Annotated in this window: 16 protein-coding genes and 1 tRNA gene; 5 read left to right on the top strand and 12 right to left on the bottom strand. The window is 39.1% G+C overall.

Annotated features, from left to right (window positions below):
• Nucleotides 1-14 precede the first annotated feature (14 nt).
• Both CE557_RS02065 and CE557_RS02060 read right to left on the bottom strand, forming a co-directional pair.
• A complete protein-coding gene (locus tag CE557_RS02065) occupies nt 15-1,046 on the bottom strand; it encodes a rod shape-determining protein (protein WP_114909958.1) in 1,032 nt (343 codons plus the stop codon).
• Nucleotides 1,047-1,163: 117 nt separating this feature from the next.
• Nucleotides 1,164-1,913 (bottom strand): UDP-2,3-diacylglucosamine diphosphatase, encoded by a 750-nt coding sequence (locus CE557_RS02060; RefSeq protein ID WP_162789951.1) that lies wholly within the window; start codon nt 1,911-1,913, stop codon nt 1,164-1,166.
• A gap of 217 nt (nt 1,914-2,130) precedes the next feature.
• On the opposite strand from CE557_RS02060, the gene CE557_RS02055 reads away from it, so the two are divergent.
• The 4 genes from CE557_RS02055 to rnhA all read left to right on the top strand — a co-directional run bounded on the left by CE557_RS02055 (nt 2,131) and on the right by rnhA (nt 6,065).
• Nucleotides 2,131-3,603, top strand: coding sequence for a glycine--tRNA ligase (locus CE557_RS02055; protein WP_114909956.1), 1,473 nt, complete (start codon nt 2,131-2,133; stop codon nt 3,601-3,603).
• 108 nt (nt 3,604-3,711) lie between these two features.
• Nucleotides 3,712-3,785 (top strand) — tRNA-Ala (locus CE557_RS02050).
• A gap of 72 nt (nt 3,786-3,857) precedes the next feature.
• Entirely contained in the window at nt 3,858-5,576 is a 1,719-nt protein-coding gene (locus tag CE557_RS02045) for an Ig-like domain-containing domain (protein ID WP_114909955.1), read from the top strand.
• Between the two features lie 33 nt (nt 5,577-5,609).
• On the top strand, nt 5,610-6,065 hold the full coding sequence (gene rnhA / locus CE557_RS02040) for a ribonuclease HI (protein WP_114909954.1): 456 nt from the start codon (nt 5,610-5,612) through the stop codon (nt 6,063-6,065).
• Between the two features lie 44 nt (nt 6,066-6,109).
• Here the strand turns inward: rnhA and CE557_RS02035 are convergent, their stop codons facing one another.
• Nucleotides 6,110-7,033 carry an Rpn family recombination-promoting nuclease/putative transposase gene (locus tag CE557_RS02035; RefSeq protein WP_114909953.1) on the bottom strand — a complete coding sequence of 308 codons (924 nt, stop codon included), beginning with the start codon at nt 7,031-7,033 and terminating at the stop codon, nt 6,110-6,112.
• 321 nt (nt 7,034-7,354) lie between these two features.
• Here CE557_RS02035 and CE557_RS02030 point away from each other — a divergent pair, with 321 nt between their 5' ends.
• The gene (locus CE557_RS02030) at nt 7,355-8,686 is read left to right on the top strand and encodes a hypothetical protein (protein ID WP_162789950.1); all 1,332 of its coding nucleotides are present in this window, start codon (nt 7,355-7,357) and stop codon (nt 8,684-8,686) included.
• Between the two features lie 20 nt (nt 8,687-8,706).
• Here CE557_RS02030 and CE557_RS02025 read toward each other — a convergent pair whose 3' ends face one another.
• The 9 genes from CE557_RS02025 to CE557_RS01985 form a co-directional block, all read right to left on the bottom strand.
• On the bottom strand, nt 8,707-10,146 hold the full coding sequence (locus tag CE557_RS02025) for a UDP-N-acetylmuramoyl-L-alanyl-D-glutamate--2,6-diaminopimelate ligase (protein ID WP_223245916.1): 1,440 nt from the start codon (nt 10,144-10,146) through the stop codon (nt 8,707-8,709).
• Nucleotides 10,146-12,350, bottom strand: a complete 2,205-nt coding sequence (locus tag CE557_RS02020) for a penicillin-binding transpeptidase domain-containing protein (protein WP_162789949.1) — start codon at nt 12,348-12,350, stop codon at nt 10,146-10,148. The genes CE557_RS02025 and CE557_RS02020 overlap by 1 nt, the downstream gene beginning before the upstream one ends.
• On the bottom strand, nt 12,337-12,699 hold the full coding sequence (locus CE557_RS02015; protein WP_114909950.1) for an FtsL-like putative cell division protein: 363 nt from the start codon (nt 12,697-12,699) through the stop codon (nt 12,337-12,339). Before CE557_RS02015 ends, CE557_RS02020 begins: the two co-directional genes overlap by 14 nt.
• 2 nt (nt 12,700-12,701) lie before the next feature.
• Nucleotides 12,702-13,910, bottom strand: a complete 1,209-nt coding sequence (locus CE557_RS02010; protein ID WP_162789948.1) for a hypothetical protein — start codon at nt 13,908-13,910, stop codon at nt 12,702-12,704.
• 46 nt (nt 13,911-13,956) lie between these two features.
• Nucleotides 13,957-15,462 (bottom strand): carboxypeptidase M32, encoded by a 1,506-nt coding sequence (locus CE557_RS02005; protein WP_114909948.1) that lies wholly within the window; start codon nt 15,460-15,462, stop codon nt 13,957-13,959.
• Between the two features lie 21 nt (nt 15,463-15,483).
• Nucleotides 15,484-17,565 carry an ATP-dependent DNA helicase RecG gene (gene recG, locus CE557_RS02000; RefSeq protein ID WP_420888373.1) on the bottom strand — a complete coding sequence of 694 codons (2,082 nt, stop codon included), beginning with the start codon at nt 17,563-17,565 and terminating at the stop codon, nt 15,484-15,486.
• Between the two features lie 1,190 nt (nt 17,566-18,755).
• On the bottom strand, nt 18,756-19,112 hold the full coding sequence (locus CE557_RS01995) for a hypothetical protein (RefSeq protein WP_114909946.1): 357 nt from the start codon (nt 19,110-19,112) through the stop codon (nt 18,756-18,758).
• A gap of 65 nt (nt 19,113-19,177) precedes the next feature.
• Nucleotides 19,178-19,579, bottom strand: coding sequence for a hypothetical protein (locus CE557_RS01990; RefSeq protein ID WP_114909945.1), 402 nt, complete (start codon nt 19,577-19,579; stop codon nt 19,178-19,180).
• A 440-nt stretch (nt 19,580-20,019) separates the two neighbouring features.
• Nucleotides 20,020-21,102 carry an ankyrin repeat domain-containing protein gene (locus CE557_RS01985; protein ID WP_162789947.1) on the bottom strand — a complete coding sequence of 361 codons (1,083 nt, stop codon included), beginning with the start codon at nt 21,100-21,102 and terminating at the stop codon, nt 20,020-20,022.
• Between the last annotated feature and the right edge of the window lie 211 nt (nt 21,103-21,313).

Below are 21,313 nucleotides of genomic sequence, written 5' to 3'. Positions count from 1 at the left end.
ACAGGCCCTTACGATTAATTCATCAGTACACTGCGATAGGTCTCTATATCCTTTAATGCCGTACCCGTACCCCGTACCACTGCTTGCAGGGGTTCTGCTGCAACATGGACTGGAAGCTTCGTGATGTTATGCAAACGCTTATCCAAACCACGCAACAAGGCACCGCCCCCTGTTAAATGAATGCCATTTTTATATATATCAGAAGCCAACTCAGGTGGTGCCATTTCTAGTGCTTTGAGGACTGCCTCATCAATCTTTACAGCCGATTCCTCTAAAGCAACGGCTATTTCCCTGTAGCTGACCGATATAATCTTTGGAATACCGGTCATAAGGTCTTTGCCATGTACCGCATAATCCTCCGGTGGCTCGGCTAAATCCATCCAAACCGCTCCTATGGCTATTTTAATTTGCTCTGCCGTACGCTCTCCAATCACTAAGTTATGCTGCTTGCGCATGTAGTCCAATATATCTTTGTTAAAAGCATTACCTGCCACTTTAATAGATTGATCACATGCAATGCCAGATAAGGATATCACCGCTATTTCTGTGGTGCCTCCCCCAATGTCTACAATCATACAGCCATTAGGCTCTCCAATCTTAACGCCTATGCCTATAGCAGCTGCAATAGGCTCATAAATCATATAGACTTCTTTGGCACCGGTATGGGCAGCAGAATCCCGGACCGCCCGCTTCTCCACATCAGTGGTACCAGATGGAATACAGATGATGATTCTATTAAAGAATGGGAAAAAAAAAGACAACTTTTTTTTAGATAGCATCTTGATCATTCCTTGAATCATCAGCTCTGCTGCATGGTAATCTGCAATAACACCATCTCTGAGCGGTTTAATGGTTTTGATCGTATCATGGGTTTTTTCATGCATTTGCATGGCAGCTTTCCCCACTGCTATCATCTTATTTGTGTTCCGGTCTATGGCGATAATAGATGGTTCGTCTACAACAATTTTATCGTTGTGTATGATTAACGTATTAGCCGTTCCTAGATCGACCGCAATATCTATGTAAAAATAACTCCGGATTCCCATGTAATTATACCTAACAAATTGATGCGTTAGGCTTTAACCTAAACGCATTTCGAAAGAAATCTATTAAAGTTTTTTAATATAAGAGTACCAAACCCTATAACCTATAGCGTTGTAGTCTTAAAACTTAAGCAACGAAAGGGTTATACCATCAAAACAAGCATATGTATAATTTGTGATCCAAGTGCCCAGATTACAATAAGTGCTTGAATGGTTGAACGCTTTTATATACGGACAATGTGTATGACCAAATATATAAAATTCGTGGTGATTAAAAGGTTCTATTTTATCCTTACAATAGTCAAATATACGGTCTTTTTGGGGACAAAAAGAAACGTTATCACATTTTTTTTTGCTAAGATAACGGTCTACCCCGCCATATACCCAATTAGGCGGCAAAGCCCGCACAAAAGCTTGGAGCCACGCACTATGATATAGCTTACGCAATAGGGTATAACACATAGTAGGGTGGATGGTATCGCCATGCCCAACGAAAAACCGCTTATTGGCAATGGTAATGGATGCTGGTTCTCTAAACAGCTGCACACCGCATTCTTGCGTTAAATAATCTATGGACCAACCATCATGGTTCCCTAAAAAGAAATAAACTGGTATCTCTGCTTGCGTAAACTCCCAAAGCTTAACTTGGAATCGAATGGCACCTCTAGGCACAAGGTAGGTATACTCAAACCAAAAGTCAAAGATATCTCCTAATAAAAATAGCGCTTGGGTACGTGGCTTTATGTAGTCGAGCCAATCTAAGACTTTATCCTCTAGATGGGAAGAACGCGCTACACCACTGGACCGAAGGGGTAGATGCAAATCTGATATAAAAAAGATTTGCTTTTCTAGTGTTGTGATTTGTATCAAAGCTATAACTGAGTAAAATATCTACTTGGTTGTTATAAACCAAACACGCACCATGCTATTTTGTAGCATACATTTTCTATTTAAATTTATTTAAAAAAATGATTAGCTTTGGGCTACAACAGCTCAGGCCATCAAAAACGCCTACTTTACAAGGTAAGTTGCTACAATAGACCGCTCGCAAGCGGTTTAAAACTTTAAACCCTAACCAAACAGATAGATGGCTACTACGGATGCTGCTTTAGATCACCCCAATCATAGGTTTAAAGCATTGATTGCACATGCGCAAGCCTATGGTTTTATCTACCCATCTAGCGAAATATATGATGGTTTACAATCTATTTATGATTATGGTCCCTATGGCGTAGCACTCAAACGCAATCTGCAAAACTTTTGGTGGCAAAGCATGACCCAACTTCATCCAAACATTGTGGGGATTGATGCGGCCATTATGATGCACCCTACTACCTGGCAGGCTTCTGGTCATATAGATGGATTTACCGACCCAATGGTAGACAACAAGGATTCCAAAAAGCGGTATCGGGTTGATACGCTTGTAGAGGAATATGCCATGCAATGGGCGGCCCAAGGGCAACCTGCGCAAGCCAAAGCTTTAATGAGCGAGATGGAGGCTTATTTAGAGACGGGTAACCTACCCGGGTTAGATCAACTGTTGCAAACATTTGCTATTCCATGTCCGCTATCTAAGACGGTAAATTGGACCCCTGTGCGCCAGTTTAATCTTATGTTTTCCACACAAGTGGGTGCACAAGATGACGCAACCACGCTTTATCTGCGGCCAGAAACGGCACAAGGTATTTTTGTCAATTTTTTGAATGTACAAAAAACAGCACGTATGAAGATCCCTTTTGGGATTGCCCAAATAGGGAAAGCCTTTCGGAATGAAATTGTAGCCCGTCAATTTACCTTCCGTATGCGCGAGTTTGAACAAATGGAAATGCAATTTTTTATCCAACCTGGCACAGAAACAAAATGGTTCGACTATTGGCAAACAACCCGTACCGCCTGGTACAGCAGCTTAGGCATCAACCCAGAACAGATTAACCTACATCCCCATAAGCAACTGGCGCATTATGCAACGGCTGCAGTGGATATCGAATATGCCTTTCCATTTGGCTTTAAAGAAGTAGAGGGGATTCATTCCAGAACAGACTTTGACCTAAGGAGCCATGCGGATTATGCCAAAAAGAAACTACAATACTTTGACCCTGATTGGCAAAGGAGTTACATACCCTATGTGATAGAGACTTCGGTAGGACTTGACCGATTGGTTTTAATGTTGTTAAGTAATGGTTTAGTCAAAACGCGCCACCCAACAGATGCAACCAGAACCTATTTAAAGCTTCCACCGCCATTGGCACCTATTAAAGCAGCCATTTTTCCATTGGTCAAAAAGGATGGCTTAGCCGAAAAAGCGCTTGCACTGTTTCATCAACTTAAATATGATTGCCCGCTTATTTACGAAGAGACACCATCCATTGGCAAACGCTATACCAGGCAAGATCTTATCGGCACACCTTACTGTATTACCATTGACTACCAGACATTAGAAGATGAAACCGTTACCGTACGGGAACGGGATTCTATGGCACAACACCGCATGCCTATTGCAGCAATAGCAGACTATTTACATACCAACACTAGTATAAAATCACTACTAGCCCGCTTGTGAAAGCTATGGGTAAAACAGGCTTCAGAAGAGGTCTGCTACAGTTAAAAAAGTAGATTAAATTTGATTTATTTAAGAAATATTGGTATCGTTGTATGATGTTTATGCTTAGGGGGATTAGCTCAGTTGGCTAGAGTGTCTCGATGGCATCGAGAAGGTCGGGGGTTCGAATCCCCCATTCTCCACTAGACTTCTTTTGGAGCTGGCTTGGCGCATAGCGTTTTGAAAGAAGGTTACTAGCTAAAGCCCACACCTTCATGATACTTAGATTCCTGGTTTTACAGCTGGTTCATTTCAGCTATCTATTGCTTCTACCTATTATTTCCTGTGTTGCGGTACAGGATCCAGAAGGGGGCCCTCCTGATGAGACCCCACCCGTACTCGTACGTTCTTTTCCAGAAGATGGTGCCTTAAATTTTAAGGGAAAAACCATCCGATTTACCTTTAGTAAGGATATTGATGTGGAAAACCCTCACCATAACTTGCTGTTCATGCCCAAGTTAACGGAATCAAAAAATAAACAGCCTTACAGCTATAGCGTAAATGGAAAAACGCTACAGCTTAAACTCAATGCCCCCCTCAAAGAGGATACTACTTATTCCATTCACTTTAGTAAAGCAGTTAAAGATACACATGAAGGCACCAAGGCAACAGCGAAGATCTTAACTTTTAGTACAGGTTCTTTTATAGATCCAATTACCATGAAGGGAAGCATAAAAGAATTACTAACCAACAGACCCGTAAGCGATGTGAGCGTCTACCTGTATAGTGCTGAACGAGACCCCCAAGAATGGCAACAAGCAGGTACACCCGATTATTACACTACAGCTGATAAAGATGGTAACTTTGCCATAGGTTGCATACGCTTAGGGAAATACTACCTACGGGCTACTACTGGTAAAAGCAATACCTATAAAATTGATTATGAAAAGGATAAATATGGATTCTTTAAGGATCCTATTGATTTAAACGAATCGAAAGAGGATATTGTGCTTCCACTTATAACAGCTGACGTGCGTGATTTAAAATTACTACGTAGCACACCCCAAAAAGGATTGTTTGAGATTATCTTGAACAAACCCATCACACGCTATCAACTCATACCCCTACAAAATGTAGGCACAAAGGGCAAACCACAGATCTATAGCTTTGTTTCAGAACAATCCCCTAACGTAATCACTATATACAACACGTTTGGCCTCCTGGAAGGCGATACTTTCAAGGTTAAGCTGATGGCTAAGGATGCTATGCATAGGGCATTAGAAGAAACTATAGCTATTCGCTTCAAGGAAGGGAAAATAGACCCTACCCAGCTAAGCTACAGCCTATCACCACAGGCACTGCCTTCTATACTGCCTGATTTTACAGCATCCATCTTATTTAGCAAACCGATTAAAGGCTTCAAAGAGGATTTAGTTTATTTTGAATGCAAGTATCAAGAGAAAATTCCACTCAAGCAGGACGAATGGAGATGGAACGAAAATCAAACCAAACTTACCATACGGAAACATTTTACACCAGAAGAGATCATGCAGTTTGTTACGCAAACGGAAGCAAAAGATGACAAAATCAAAACAATACAACAGATGGTTACCCTACATATAGAACCGGGTGCTTGCACTGCATTTGATCAAACTACCCACACAAAGATTAACCAAACCTATCTACTTAGAAAAAAAGAAGAAACCGGAACGATTTCAGGCAGTATAGAGACCACTACGCCCCATTTTATTATTGAATTACTGAACCAGAAATATGAATGCATTGCTTCCATTCGGGATAAAAAAAGCTATCAATTTACAATGATTCCACCTGGGTCTTATAGTATGCGCCTATTGGTGCTGAACACAGGAGAGGAGGAGTGGTCTCCTGGGGACATTCTTAAAAACATTGAGCCCAATCCAGTAATCTTTTACGAAAAAGAAATCAATGTGATAGAAAACTGGGATATAACGGGTATCGACTTTAAGTTTTAAAACGGTTTAGTGCTTACATTTATTTTTGCTTAGATGATTCATATCTATACAGATGGATCGGCTAGAGGTAACCCAGGTCCAGGTGGCTATGGCATTATTTTAAAACACAATAGCCATACAGAAGAACGCTCCCAAGGTTATAGGACAACCACCAACAACCGAATGGAGCTATTAGCCGTTATCATAGGCTTAGAAGCCCTAAAACAACCCAACCAATCGGTTACGATCTATTCTGATTCCAAATACGTCATCAACGCCATAGAAAAAGGATGGCTACAAAATTGGTTAAAAATAGATTTTAAAAATAAAAAGAATCCGGATCTATGGAAGCGTTTTTGGGCAGTCTACCAAAAACATCTTGTTCATTTTTGTTGGGTTAAAGGCCATGCTGGCCACTATGAGAATGAACGTTGTGATCAGCTTGCTGTAGCCAGTAGCCATCAACATCTGCTGATAGACACCTACTATGAAAGTTTAAAAAGTTTATAAATACCCTTAAGTTGACGCCATGGGCTGAGTATTACTTAGGTACTCTATAAAAGGCTTTGGATATGCGCATGAGATAAACCAGTAAGGAGCATAATATCCTCGATAGGGTAACCTTTTACAATCATAGCCTTAGCTATGGAAATAGCTTTCTCTTTTTCTCCCTCTAGTTTCCCTTTTTCTTGCCCTATTTGGATACCTTCGTCCCTATATTTTTGTGCTATAGTTCTCATAATATCTTCTTGATCTTCTTGAGGAAGGTGTCCCCTTATAATTTTTTCTAAATCTGGATACTTATTTTCTGGTAATTTACGATCCGTATACCATAAAAAATTCCTTATATAAATATAACCTTTTTCCTTATCTAGTAGAATAGATGATTTAAAGCTTTCTAAAAATTCACTCCATAATTTAAGTATATCGCGCATGTGTACATACTTCATAAAATATTCAAGCATCCCCAAATGTTCCTTTTTCTTGATTTGGTCATCTGGCATAGCATATAAGTCTACTAATTGGTAATCACCTCCCATAAATTCTTTAGCAAGAGCTGGGTGGCTGAATAACTCCCATAGATTTCTTGGTACACTAAAAGGTTGATTACCGTGATATACGACGATTGGAATTATTGGTGGTAGTTTCGATTTATCTTTTGTTTTATGTCTTTCAAGTAATAGAAACATATATTTCCATAACTTAAATGCCGTCCAATACTTAGGGCTGACCTCGGCCTCTATTAACGTGTAGATGAATGCTTTCTGACTATTCTTCATCTTGATAGAGCATACTAAATCACTGAATTTTTGCTTTAAATTATCCTCTACATAAGACTCTTTCTCTACTTTAATCGTGTTTAGATCTAACAATGATTTACAAGATTCTGGTAAATAATGGTCCAGAAACTCCTGAGCAGCTATTGGATCTGAAAGGATCTTTTTTACTAGCCCATCGTGTTTTAACCTTTCTGGCATAGAGATAGCTTTTTAAGAAGTATGCAATAGTAGCCGCGTGGTATAAATAGAAAAAACCATCCAATGGTTTCTAAAATGTATTTAGAAGTACAAACATATAATTTTTTTATTCTATTAAATACAAATTTATATGTGTATATAGATAACTTTTTTTAAAACTTGATTTTGTAATAAAATTTTTATACTATAATATGTCTATGTGAAAAAGAAGTTTATATTATCTTAATTTTTGTTATAAAAACAAATGATTCCTATCGTTTTATTATATGGGTCAGTCTATTAGTAGGATCTGTTGGATGCAATTACCAGTTAGAAAATTATATGATGGGTAATCTACCTAAAAAAATGACGGTAGGTCAACTGGCTTATGAACAGCCCTGTTTGATTGACATTACCTCGAAACAAGTAGCTACACTTGTTAAAAATTTTCATCAATGTTGTGCATACATTAAGCAGCATATAGCTGATTATATTAGTGATAATATTGCTAAAATGGATTATACCTTTCACATGCATCAGAAGGAATATAGCCAAGGACAACTCCCTCTTATGCGATATAAGATATCGCACATTATTGATGCTACTGGAATTGATAACAAAATGGCCACCAAGCTTCAAAACCTTCAATATACTTCTAGTACGTTGCCCGGTATTTTTTGTTTAAAGTTGTGGCAAGAAAATGCTTCTAAGCGTTTAGCAGACCTGCGTAATCATCCATGTATGTCACCGGATACGCTTGCTCAAACTGCTAACGATTTTACAGAAAAGACCATGCGCAAGGTTGCAACCATGTGGGTCGAAGAAGAACCTATCCAAGACAAAAAAGGAAATAAAATGACGCATAAATCTTGCTGCAAAAAGCAAGTATATGCCCCTAAGCATCTACACAACACGGATCCCCAAGAATTTTCGGATAGCGTATTCAGTTACTTAGATCAAGACCTTTTACCTTACTGGGGTAAAATAGTTGGATTGTTCCTATTCCATGCACTTAATACTAGTCTGGCGCAAGGTAAAATGAGTATCGAGGAAGCTGAAGCACAATATAAAAAAGCTTGTACAACTATTACAGATATCTACAATAGATCGTATACTGAGGATTATGAAAACTATTATAATAGTGAACTAAAAAAGGCCATGACCTATAAGCCGTCTAAGGATGGCTATAATCCTATAAAAATTTTCACAAAACTAGAAAAAGATATTTTGAAGCCTCTTACAAAAAGGTTGGATACACTTCATAAGATAATTGGTAAGATTGAATATAGCACTACATCTACACTAGATACATCCAAACTTAATAAGCAGTTAATCGGTAGTCTGCAACTATTCTATAACATTGCTTATAGTTTTGGCATAATTGATCTAATAACTAACTTTGGTGACATCATATCTCTTTATAGTTCTAACCTACACCAGGGTATAGAGCGAAACAAAGTTGTAAAAGAAGCAGGCATAGAAGCGATGCGGCTGCTTATAGCTAAAGTCAATCTTGCTAGTTTTATTGAAGGTAATCATGCCAAACAGGAGCAGATCGATCAGCAATTAAATCATGCGCATCTCGAGCAAATCCATAAGAACTTGGAGGTATTGACTGAGCGCGTCAACCATTTATTGAAACGCACACACAAGAGGGTCAACAAAAAGCCATAACTTCTAGCATACAACTATAGCTATTCGCCTAAGATTTCCTGGACAATTTGTGCTTCACAAAAGAAGTGTTGGACCCCTTGGATTTCTTCATAATATTGATGACCTTTCCCTGCTATTAAAATAAGATCGTTTGGATGCGCGATGTAGCAAGCTGTTCGAATAGCCATCGCCCTGTTTATTATATGGAGTACTTTGGCAGCTGGAGCAACACCTTGTTGCATAGCATGAATAATTTCTTGTGGATCTTCATCTCTTGGATTATCGCTGGTGAATATAGCGATGTCACTATTTTCAGAGAGAATCTTGCCAATCATAGCCCGTTTTTGTTGGTCACGATTGCCTCCACACCCCATAATGGTGATCAGCCTAGTGCCAACAGGAAGCATGGCACGCAATGCAACGATTACCTTTTGAATGGCATCTGGTGTATGGGCATAATCTATAATAACCTGTTGTGAAACCCTATTCATTCTACCTAGAATAGGAGGAATAGCGGAAAGCGCTACCAAACTCTCCCAGCTACTCAAGCCCAATAGCTGGGCAGTGCCATAAGCAGCCAATAGGTTACTGGCATTGAATGCACCCATCAACTGGAACCAAACCGATTGATGGCCTATCTCTAACTCTAACCCATCCAGTGTATTGGCAACTATTTTTGCTCTAAAATCCGCAGCATCTTGCAGAGAAAAAGTGAACCTTTTAGCCTTACAATTCTGAACCAGAATGGAACTATTCCTATCTTGCTGGTTCATCAAGGCAAAAGCGGTAGGAGGCAAGCCATCAAATAGCTTTTTTTTAGCCTGAATATAGTGTAAAAAGTCAGGATGGTAGTCCAAATGGTCGTGGGTGATATTGGTAAATATAGCACCTGTAAAATCTATACCTGCCAGTCTTTCTTGAACGATGGCATGTGAACTTGCTTCGATAAAACAATAGCTGCAACCCGCTGCTACCATAAGATGTAAAAACGACTGTAACTGCAATGCATCTGGCGTGGTATGGCTAGCTGGATAGGTCTGATCTAGTACTTTATTGTAAATAGTAGAAAGCATACCCGCCTTGTAGCCCATCTTGGTTGCCATATTATACAATAGGTGCACAACGGTCGTTTTGCCATTTGTACCGGTCACCGCTACTACTTTTAGCTTTTTGCTAGGATGGTCATAAAAGTTGGCAGCCATCATCCCCAGTGCATGAGGCGTAGAGGCAACCACTATATAGGTGACCGCTGCCTGAATGGATTGAGGTAGGCGCTCACATACAATCGCATGGCTACCTGCTGCGATAGCCATTTCTATATAAAGATGTCCATCTACTTGGCTACCATTTATGGCAACAAAACAAACACCAACTACTACTTTACGGCTATCAAAACAAAGGGTGTGTATAGGTAGATTAGTTGGACCCAATACCTTTTTTACAGGTATGCCTGCTAACAGTTGTTGAAGGCTTTTTATCATCACTTTAATAAAATAGTAATCTGGTTAGAAGTTGTTTTAAATTGTTGGGATACCACTCCATGTATGTTGCCCTCTATGGTAACCTGTAAGCCATTTTTTTCCAATACAAAGAGTGCATCACGTAGCTTCATATGCAATACACTCGGCACTGAAGACGGGCGCTTACATGGCTGGAATATGCTTTCAGTAGAACGGACCGTTAGCCTTCCCCAGCTTACTTCTTGGCTTACATTTCCAGGTATAGGCAGCTGCAACCATCGATATAAAAAGGTCAATTCATCGACACTACCCACATTAGAAAGCGCTATTGGATGTACTCCTTCACTACATTGCTTGGGAAACTCGATTACCAGTGGCCACTTCGGGGTCGACTGATGCAGCCCAAACAGACCTAAGTAGGCTGCCGACTGCGCTGCGCCTACCCATTGCGCCTCAGTAGTAGGATTTGAAAAAGGTCTATTAATTGGTTTTCTTGCATGCAAATCTTTACCGGCTATTCTATCCACAATATCTTTAAATATAGGTGCCGGTACTTCTGCACCAAATCGAAAGCTTTCGCCTTGTGGACTGTCTACCACAATGATACAGCTGTAACGGGGATGATCCGCTGGAAAGTAACCAGCAAATGAAGTCAGATGATGGTCTGTATACTTCCCATTGATCAACTTTTGGGCCGTACCTGTTTTGCCGGCTATTTTATAAAATCCATGTTTAATGCGTTGCGCCAAGCCTCTTTCTACCGTGCCTTCTAACATCGTCTTTAGTTTACGCAACGTTTTATCTGAGCAAATTTTTTCTTTTAAAACAGTAGTCGGAAAACTTTTCACTACCCCATTAGCTGATTGTATGCGCTGTACAAAAATCGGCTTAACCATCCTGCCATTATTGGCTACAGCATTATACAGTACCAACATCTGCAGCGGTGTAACCTGTAAATTGTAACCAATAGAAAGCCATGGCAGCGTTACACCACTCCACATTTTACTTTTTGGCGTGATCATATATGGCTTGCCTTCTCCAGCTAACTCAATCCCTAAGGGTTGGTGCATGCCCAATGCTTCCATGTAATCAATAAACTTTTGAGGGTTTGTACCAAATGCTTCTTGAATGGCTATGGAGATACCTACATTAGAAGATTTCTCAAATACTCCTTGCAAGGTAAGCAACCCATACCCTCCTTTTTTTACATCTTTCATCCATCTATTATAGAATTGCACTGCACCATCCCCCGTATCTACCAGCTGCGTAAGGGGCCATTCTGTTTCTTCTAATAAAGCCAACATAGAAGCCAGTTTAAAAATAGAACCTGGCTCAACGGAACTACCAATAGCATAATTGTAAGATTCTATATATTGCCCAGATTCCGTGCGAGATAAATTAGCCATTGCTTTAATGGCGCCCGTAGCTACTTCCATGACAATAGCGCAACCATTTTGTGCCTCTGTCTGCTCAAGAACGGACAGCAAACTACTTTGGGCTACATCCTGTAGATTGATATCTAATGTAGTAACCAAATCAGACCCATGTATAGGCGCTACTGTGGTACTCTCCGGAACCTTTTTCCAATTGCCACCGACGACCTTCTGATACAGGGCCTTACCATCTACGCCTTTTAACACTTTGTTAAAAGCATATTCCAAACCAGATCCATGTGTTTCCCTATGCACACCAATCGTACGTCTAGCCAACTCTCTAAAGGGATTGTAACGTTTATACTGTGCTTCAAAAATCACCCCTCCCCTAAACCTACCTTGATTAAAAATCGGCCAATGGCTCATTTTTTTCTTGTCTGCATAGGTAATGAACCCTTTATGCAACAACAGATAATTCCGTTTTTTCGCACGCGCATCTATAATCCGTTGCTTGTAGTATGCAGGAGGGTTATCTTGATAAAAATCAGATAATGCTCGACTAAGTGGATCTATGCCTGCTTTAAAACAGGCATCTGAAGCGACAACAGGATCTAAAGCAACCCTATAAAAAGGAAGGGATGTAGCCAATAAGGCACCATCATGGGCATAAATATTACCTCTGGATGCCACAATAGGCCTATAGGCCAACTGGGCAGTTTTGGCACAGTTCCGCCATTTATCTACTTCTACAAACTGCAAGTGGACTATTTTCCAGGTAATAAGGAGTACAAAACATAGCGCACAAAGAAAAATTATTCTGGCACGTAACAAAATAGCCTTAGTAAGGGTCACTCTTCTTATTGGCTTTGATGGTATAAGGGGGCACTTTACTTTCATAAATGGCTAATGGGGCCACCTTTTTAGCTACTTCTGATTGTTTACGATCAAACATATAGCTGGATTGTAAGCGCATATGTTTTACGCGAAGGCCACCTACGATGGGCTGAAGCTGATGGACCTTATGTAACATTTTTTCATGATAATGTGCATTCCAGATGTAGAACAGCCCCAAAAAGAAAAGATAAAACAAACGAGATAAATAGTAAGGGGTATTTAAAGAGGTGCCATTTAAACGTAACTTCTTTTCTAACTGACCAAATAAAGTTATCTTTTTAATGGGTTTATAGCTGTTTTCACGCATGACTAAAAGGTATTAATGACTTGATCCATAAATTGTATAATATATTGCGAAATGTGTTTATCTCGCTCTATAAGTGGTGTCTTAGTTGTATCTATTGGTATGGCTGGGCGTGACATGATAGAGGCGATAATCTCAGCATGCGTTGGACGTTTAAGAAGCAACCTATATAGGTTTTTGTTTTTTATATCTTGTTGTATGGTATGCTCTATCAGAGATGGTATTTGGGCATCATCCATATACAATTGACTACCTGTTGCAATTAATCCATCATGGTATCCATCTTCTTTTCCAGTAATGAACTTTGCTAAGCCTTTTTCTAGTATTTTTACATCAGGGTTATCCTTAGATGATACTGGATGATATACACCCGGACTTATAGTATTAAAAATATCTGGTGTATAACTTCCTATAACCAAACAAGGTGTCGTATCCCTATCTATAAACCGATTTACTTTTCTTATACATGCACTATCCGGGTGCATGCTGGCTATACCAGGTATAAATTTGGACAGAAATAGTTCTTGATATGTATTACTTTTCATTGGCTTTATGCCTGCATCACTAAAGCCAACCGCCTTTAAACCAGCTGCGCCATTAGACAGAAACATAGATACATCCTCCACTTTATTTTGTAAGCCATGTACACCTTGTAAAGGAGCATTAATTGTAATAACCCCTTTAATATTTAATGCATCTCCATAATCATTAGCTAAGTCACAGCTCTCTACACGACCTTGGCTAACACCTATCATAAATGTACAAAAGGGATGCTTGTCTACTTGCGCTTTCAGAACATTGGTTACTTCTTGATAGACGCCATATGATTGGGTAGGAAACCCCTTTCCTCTCCAGTCTGCAAATGACTCAGGTAACCATGCGTGAGAAATAGGAAATAGGATGGATTTAAAGTACTTCTCTCTATAAGTTGGCTTAACAATGATTACTTGGTCACCATAGTTTTTTTTCAATGCTTCCTCAATTACATCAAGTTGACTATTATCCATACCCAAGCCATGGTGGAGTACTACCACAATTCTTGGCTTTTGGCCCTCTGCTCTTGACGAGGACGCTTCCGGTTGCTGAGCAAACGAAGATTGTTCATTTCTTTCACACGGGTAGCCATTGCAATAACTTGTTGTGCAACTATTCAACAATAGGCATATACCCAATATATTACCTAAAAACAGGTAAAAAGTTTTTTTAATGGTCACAAGATCAACAAAAATAGAAAACTAGATTTAAGTAAAAAACTCCTCTTTATTCAATAGATAGATCGCTATACTTCTTTGTAAGATAATCTTTATAAGGCTGTACGGATAGCTTATGGCCTGTAACCCGTTGGATACTTTGCTCAGCATTATAGATTCTACCAAACCGATGAATATGCTCACGTAACCAATCATTTATAAACGAAAATGATCCATTCGCTACTTGCGTTTCCCAGTCTGGAAAAGATTGAGCAAAGGTAGCAAAATATTGAGCCGCATAAATATTACCCAATGCATAGGTTGGGAAATAACCAAAATAACCTGAAGACCAATGAATATCTTGTAAACATCCTTCTGCATCATTTTTGGGTGTAATGCCCAAAAGTGTTTGCATGGTAGCATTCCACATATGTGGCACATCTGGCACTTTAAGGCTCCCCTCTATCAATTGTTTTTCTAGTTCAAATCTAAGGATAATATGCAATGGATAGGTGACTTCATCTGCATAAATACGAATATAGGAAGCCTGCACATGATTGATGCGTCGGTAAAAATCAGCAAGAGCAAGTGGCTGAAAAGAAGGAAATTGCTTTTGAAACCTAGGATAGACATAGGACCAGAAGGGCAAAGACTTACCTACCATTACCTCCCACCACCTGGATTGACTTTCATGCAATCCCATAGAAGCAGCTTGGCCAGCAGGTGTAGCCCACTCTTCCTTAGGTAGACCCAGTTCATAAAGCGCATGGCCTCCTTCGTGTAAAACAGCAAAAACATGCGCCAACAACCCACCATCTAGGTTAGTGGTTACTCTTACATCAGAAGGATGTATACCCGAACAAAAAGGATGCGCCGAACAATCTAACCTTGTATTTTCACTACCAACACCCATGGTCTTTAAAAGAAAATGGCCAAATTGCATTTGTGCTTCTTGTGTAAAAGAATGGTTAAAATAATCCTTATAAGGGCTATCTTTTCCATCCGTTTTTTGTACGGCGGCAGACAAAAAATCTCCTAAATCAGTAAAAAGAGTGGACAAAGTAGCAGTAGTTACACCAGGCTCATACAAATCGACCAATGCATCATAGGGGCTATCTACATACCCCAATAGATCTGCCTTTTCCCGATTAAGGTCTACTACCTTTTGAAGCCACGGGCTAAATAAGGAAAAATCAGCAGTCTGTCTAGCCTTTTTCCATACTTCTGTTGCCGTAGTAATGGTCACATAATATGCTTGAATAAAATCTTCAGGCAGCTTGGTAAGTTGTTTTAAGTCTCTACACCACTGTTTAAGATTGGATTGTGCGGTTAAGGGCAACCCTTCTAGCTTAATGCATGCTGTGTCAATATCAATCATTTGCGCCAAGGCCTCACGGTAGCTACTAGACGTTGCTTCCCTATGCGCCAAACCAGCAATATAAGCAAGCTGCTTGCTACGAATCGCCACTGCACCAGCAGGCATATAAGTTTGTTGATCCCATCCCAAGAGCGCTTCTATTTGATGCAGCAACCGAATGTGGCCAAACCTTGCTACAAAATTTTCGTATAGTGACATAATCCGTACATTAGAAACCAATTATCCTATTCTATTCCAATCCCCAGCTACAGCCAGTAATCTAGTATATTCTTTATATATCGGCAAGTTGAGGGGGTGCTGCAAATCTGGATCTTGTTGGATAATATTTTTAACCACACCACGTGCTGCCTCTAAAATAGCAATATCTTTAGATAAATCAGCTATTTTTAAATGTAACGCGCCACTTTGTTGCAATCCCATTAAATCCCCTGGGCCACGAAGTTTAAGATCCAATTCTGCTATTTCAAATCCATTGCTGGTTTTAACCATTGTTTTCATGCGTTCCCTTCCTGCTTGGTTCAAACGATAGTCTGTCATTAAAATACAGTAGGATTGTGCACGACCACGACCCACCCTTCCACGTAACTGGTGTAGTTGAGACAAGCCAAAGCGCTCAGCACTTTCTATAACCATTACCGTTGCATTCGGCACATTGACACCCACTTCTATAACGGTTGTAGTCACTAGAATACGTGTTTCGTTTTTTTCAAAACGCTTCATTTCTATATCTTTAGCCACACTATCCATTTTACCATGCACGATGCCAACAGGAATATTTGGGAAAGCTCTAGAAACAGATTCATAGCCAGCCATTAGATTACTATAGTCCAATGCAGCGGAGGCCTCAATAAGCGGATAGACGATATAAGCCTGTCTACCCAATAGGAGTTGTTCCCTGACAAACTGAAAAACCTTTAACCGAAAGTTTTCATAGTAATGCTGTGTTTTAATCGGCTGCCTACCTGATGGCAATTCATAAATAGTAGAAAGATCCAAGTCACCATAAAAAGTCATGGCTAAGGTCCTTGGGATAGGTGTAGCAGTCATAATAAGTATATGGGGTGCATACACTTGATTTTTAGTTAAAAGGCCAGCACGTTGTGCCACACCAAAACGGTGCTGTTCATCTATTACAAAAAAACCCAATTCATGAAAGGCAACGTCCTCACTAAGCAAGGCGTGCGTACCCACTATAATATGTAGGAGACCGACCTTAAGACGGTACAAAATATGTTCCCGCTCTTTTTTTTTGGTACTCCCTGTAAGTAAAGCAATATTTAAATTTAATGACTCAGCAAAGAGATAAAAACGTTCAAAATGTTGTTTGGCCAAAATTTCAGTAGGCGCCATAATCGCCACTTGTGCTTTACCCCCTATAACCACCAACATGGCAAGAAACGCAACGATTGTTTTTCCACTTCCCACATCACCCTGTACCAATCTATTCATTTGCTTGCCAGCACTTAAGTCGCGGTAAATATCCCTAAGGGTCTCTTTTTGGCCATTGGTTAGGTGAAAAGGCAGATGGTTGTGGTAAAATGCATTGAACAAAGATAGATCATTAAACACTTTACCATTTTGTTTTTCCACACGCACTTGTCTTGTTTTAAGCAATTTTAGTTGCGTGTAAAACAACTCCTCAAACTTAAGCCTCCTTTGCGCTTGTCTTAATAAGGTCTGGTCACCTGGGAAGTGGATATTTCTAAAGGCCTCTTTTAGAGAAAGAAGTCGATAGCGGGTCAATAGATAATCGGGTAAAGTTTCTTCCACCACCGTATGGAGTTGACTCAACAGCTTCTTCTGCAATAGCGCAATCCCCTTAGTGTCTAGTTGATTGCGTTTTAATTGATCTGTACTATGGTATAAGGGTATTAAGTTGGTTGTATTGCTTTCAGTTAAAAAACTGATTTCAGGATGAATAAGCTGTCTATGACCCTGGGGTAAAAAGGTAGGTTTACCCCAAACACGATAGGGTATATTGGGTTTAATCTTTTTGATAACCCAAGAAAAGTTATGAAACCATATAAGGTCCAGTTGTCCTGTGCCATCTTCAAACCGTGCGACCAGTCTTTTTTTTCCTTTATCTATTTTTTGCAGGTTTTTAATGTACCCTTGCAATTGTACACCGGAAGCAGCAGGCGTTAATGCAGCGACAGTAGATAGGTTGTTTCGATCTTCATATCGAAAGGGATAATGTCTTAACAGCCCTTCATAGGTAGCTATACCTAATTCATCTGTAAGCAACTTGGCTTTATCCAATCCTACCAGTAGCGTTATTCCTTTAGAGAAAAAATCATCCATACCAAGACTTGTCACTATTGGCGATTTGTATTTATCCACACCCATTATAGGGGTATTATAAGTAATTTGATATAAATGAAAAAAGTTTATTCTTATTACCCGGTGGATTTGTGGAAAAAGGCAAGTTAAAAATAAAATTGTGTATAACTACCATAGGCATGCTTTACTTATCCACCGGTTGGATGGAGTGAAGCATTGATTTCTAATATCCTTCGCTTCTATCTGTTCAATACTTTATATATAATTGATTGAAAGGTGGTTATGGCATTAGATGACGGTAGTTTTTATACCTATTTAGTTTGAATATATCATTATATACATTGACTATTTATCTCTTTTTAGGATATAGACCAAATGGCTAATCTATAGCTCCAATTTTAAGGAAATTTATGCTAGCAAAGAGATAGAAATGGATCTTTTGTATGCGTCACTGCTCATAGCCATCTATATAAAGTTGATGTGCAGTAAATAAAATTAAATTATTTTGATATTCAGATAAAAATTATAAATCTATCATTGTGTGGACTTTAAAACGCCCTATATTTTATGGGATGTGGTTGGTGTAGATAAGCAATAAGGTGGTGTGTATAAAAGGTGTATAACTGTAGTTCTTGATAACTTTGGTGATATCTCTGGTATAAATATTGGTTTAATGGTTTCCGTATTACTTGTTGGTAAGGGATCGTTGATAAGTGGATAGGCATGTAGGTATTTTGTGGGAAAATGGGTTTGTGCATTACCTTTGTTTGCGTGGCATGGCCATAGCGTTGAACATACGACGGCAGGCAGGTACAAGGAAGATGTTTGGAGAGTATAATGCTGCCAGAGGTAGATTGTTTATAAACAATTCAAAGGATTGATGCTTTATTTCTAAAAAGTTCATTGGAAGTTATAAAAAAGTTTGTAAATCTGCTTCAGTCTTAATCAGCATAATCCAGCAATCGAGTAGAAGGTAGCATCTGGTTTAGATTGAGTTCTTTGAAATAGATGAAAATGGGTAAAGTTATACCTGTAAAGGTCAGCAGTAACGGGGTGATCTAGGGTCATAAGGGGCTATTGGCATAGTAGGTGATAGGGGTTAGGAAGTATGACTGGTTTGTACGAGGCTAATCTAAAGGTTGTTTATGAGCTGCTTACAACTGTTTATTGTAAGGTGCCTTTGTACGGGCACCTTATTTTGAAGCTTTAAATTATTTTGAGACCTCAGATTCAAGGTAAGTATGCAATATGCCTTTAGCGTAACCAGAATAATAGCCTTTAGCATAGCCTAGAGTGTGAGCTGCGCCATAAATTATGCTACAAAACCATAATAAATCTTCTACTGACATCTCTGCCAGTAACTCTACCGTTGACAGAAAAGCTGTTCTTACCAGGCTAGGCCTGGTAACTACTTGTATATTATCCCTATTATCGTTTTGCTCCTCCTGTCTGCCAGGAGTATCATCCATGCCTAACCCTTGCTTTGTATGTACACAAGCAGACAAAGTGTTTAAGCTTAATAAGCCAATCAGTAAGCTTGACCTATATTGCATATGTTTTTTTTTCATAATCTATATGTATAATAGTTATGTTATAATCATTGCTAAGTAGCATTATTTCAACGCTGATCCATCTATGGTCTACTTGAATTAAATCTGCCTGCGCTTGAATTATTACTGCCACTGTATGATCCTTGTAAGCAGCTGCTAGATGCATTAGCGCGACCCTGGTCGTAACCCTGGTCGTAACCTTGGTTGTAACCCTTGTTGTGACCAACGTTATAACTGCTAGTAGCAACTGCTGCTACCGCTGCCGTTGTGCCAATAGCCTTGAAAACAGTTTTCACTCCGCATTTGCTTCCGCTTTTGGAGCTGCCTTTATTACCATCCTCTTCCACATTATTATCCTTACTACTCTTACTGCCCCAAGGGCCCATACCCAATCCTGGCCTTGTATTTACGCAAGAAGATAAGGTGCTTAAGCTTAGTAGTCCAATAAGTAGACCCGCTTTATATTGTATATGTTTTGTTTTCATAGTATTATTTATTTACTTATTTATTTATATTTGCATGTATAGCTTTTTGGTTAGAGGTAAAATTGTACCTGTTCACGCGATGGCGTCAACTTAAGATCTATATTTTATTGATTATCAAACAAAAAGAGGTATTTGTTTAAGTTAATAGCTAATAAGGTAATTTATCGCACTTTTTTCTTGATAAAAAAGTGCACAAAAAATCAAGCCCTCGGCAAAAAGCCGCTGAAAGTACCATCATACAGATGGCAATGCAGAATTCATCCCCTTTGTGGGCTTCATCTGCATTCTGCATGGTGATTCCACTTTCTACACCACGACTTTTTACAGGGGCGTTTTTCTTTTAACGCAAAAAAACCAGCGACTGGAACAGGTGCAAAAGTTTAAACTAAAGCAGCTGCACAAAACAGTTGTTTAGCTAAAAACTAATTTTAATTGGTGTATTACGGACATTGCTTGAATTTATTTTTCAATGATTCGTTATTAGATTCATCTATCTCAGATTGTTTCGGTCTGCCGTCTACATTTTCTATACATGGAGTTGCGCTATGTTTTATTAAATAGTCGAAGATATCTTGAGCTTTAACACAACGGCCTTGAGCTTTAACACAAAGGTCTATCGCATACATTAGAGCTGTATTGTTTCTATTATCTTGTGCATTCACATTTGCTCCCTTACCTACTAAAAATTTAACGAGAAGAAAATTTTCATCGTTTACTGCTTCCATATCGTTTACTGCTTCCATCAATAAGGTGCGCCCGTCTGCATCCGTCGCATTTATAGATAATCCTTTATTAAGCCAATGTTGTATCCTTTTTATCGAAAACCTATGGTTAGCAATGTCATCTATGATATCCTGAGTTAGAGCAGTCAACTTAATACCAGATGGTTTGGATACTTCTGTAGTACTTGGTTCACGCCATTTTGGGTTTTCTATTGCATCTAAGGCCCTATTGTCTTTTTCACTACTCAATGGTCCAGCCGTAGAGGTGCTCTGATTCAGTTTCAATTTTGCTATTAGACCTGTTGCTAGAGTTGTTACTGTGGCTGTAGCTGCAGTTCCTATGGAACTTAGCGTTGTATTTATTGGGTTTATTGTTCCGTTTCCGGTGGGGGATAACATTGTGTTATTATTCATTACTGCTTCTATAGGGTTAGGTGCTAATAGCGCTGATTCTGAGCTGAAATAATTATATAATCCTGCACCCACTCCTATTATTAATCCTGTTACTGTTAACATTACTAGAGGCGATCTATATTTTCCCATGTTCCATCTACTCGAATATGATACTTTAGGATCAGCAATCGATTGGTACGCATTAGGATTGTGCTTCTTAGTTTGCTCGTTTAATTTATTCTGTATTTGCTCGTTTAATTTATTCTGTAATTGCTTCTTCTTTGAAGCGCTTGACTGACACACCCACATACCTAGCGTTTGTCCTGTGTTTACACAAGAAGATAAAGTGTTGAAGCTTAATAGCCAGATGAATAGGCCTAGCTTACAACGGGTATTTGTTTTTTTCATAGTATTCATGTTTTAAGTTGTATGCTATAACCACTGTTGAACAAAATTATTTCCATGTATCTTCCATATATGCGTATGGCTTATCCATATTATTTTATCTGTTTCAGTCTATTTAAGGGATAAAGACCTTAATGCTAGAAATAATGAAATCGATCTATATTGCCTACGATTTCACCTCCTTCCCCCTATTATATCTTAATAAATAATCGAT

The sequence above is a fragment of the Cardinium endosymbiont of Sogatella furcifera genome (assembly GCF_003351905.1).
Taxonomy (GTDB): domain Bacteria; phylum Bacteroidota; class Bacteroidia; order Cytophagales; family Amoebophilaceae; genus Cardinium.
Note: the sequence above shows the minus strand (reverse complement) of the source record. Positions and strands in the feature narration are given on the sequence as shown.

Bases quoted from the DNA above. Each gene is read 5' to 3' on its own strand.
- CE557_RS02015 (WP_114909950.1), bottom strand. From the start codon at position 12,699: ATGCGTGAAAACAGCTATAAACCCATTAAAAAGATAACTTTATTTGGT.
- CE557_RS02045 (WP_114909955.1), top strand. From the start codon at position 3,858: ATGATACTTAGATTCCTGGTTTTACAGCTGGTTCATTTCAGCTATCTA.
- CE557_RS02025 (WP_223245916.1), bottom strand. From the start codon at position 10,146: ATGATAAAAAGCCTTCAACAACTGTTAGCAGGCATACCTGTAAAAAAG.
- CE557_RS02065 (WP_114909958.1), bottom strand. From the start codon at position 1,046: ATGGGAATCCGGAGTTATTTTTACATAGATATTGCGGTCGATCTAGGA.
- CE557_RS02030 (WP_162789950.1), top strand. From the start codon at position 7,355: ATGATGGGTAATCTACCTAAAAAAATGACGGTAGGTCAACTGGCTTAT.
- CE557_RS01990 (WP_114909945.1), bottom strand. From the start codon at position 19,579: ATGAAAACAAAACATATACAATATAAAGCGGGTCTACTTATTGGACTA.
- CE557_RS02005 (WP_114909948.1), bottom strand. From the start codon at position 15,462: ATGTCACTATACGAAAATTTTGTAGCAAGGTTTGGCCACATTCGGTTG.
- recG (WP_420888373.1), bottom strand. From the start codon at position 17,565: ATGGATGATTTTTTCTCTAAAGGAATAACGCTACTGGTAGGATTGGAT.
- CE557_RS02055 (WP_114909956.1), top strand. From the start codon at position 2,131: ATGGCTACTACGGATGCTGCTTTAGATCACCCCAATCATAGGTTTAAA.
- CE557_RS02035 (WP_114909953.1), bottom strand. From the start codon at position 7,033: ATGCCAGAAAGGTTAAAACACGATGGGCTAGTAAAAAAGATCCTTTCA.
- CE557_RS01995 (WP_114909946.1), bottom strand. From the start codon at position 19,112: ATGAAAAAAAAACATATGCAATATAGGTCAAGCTTACTGATTGGCTTA.
- rnhA (WP_114909954.1), top strand. From the start codon at position 5,610: ATGATTCATATCTATACAGATGGATCGGCTAGAGGTAACCCAGGTCCA.
- CE557_RS01985 (WP_162789947.1), bottom strand. From the start codon at position 21,102: ATGAAAAAAACAAATACCCGTTGTAAGCTAGGCCTATTCATCTGGCTA.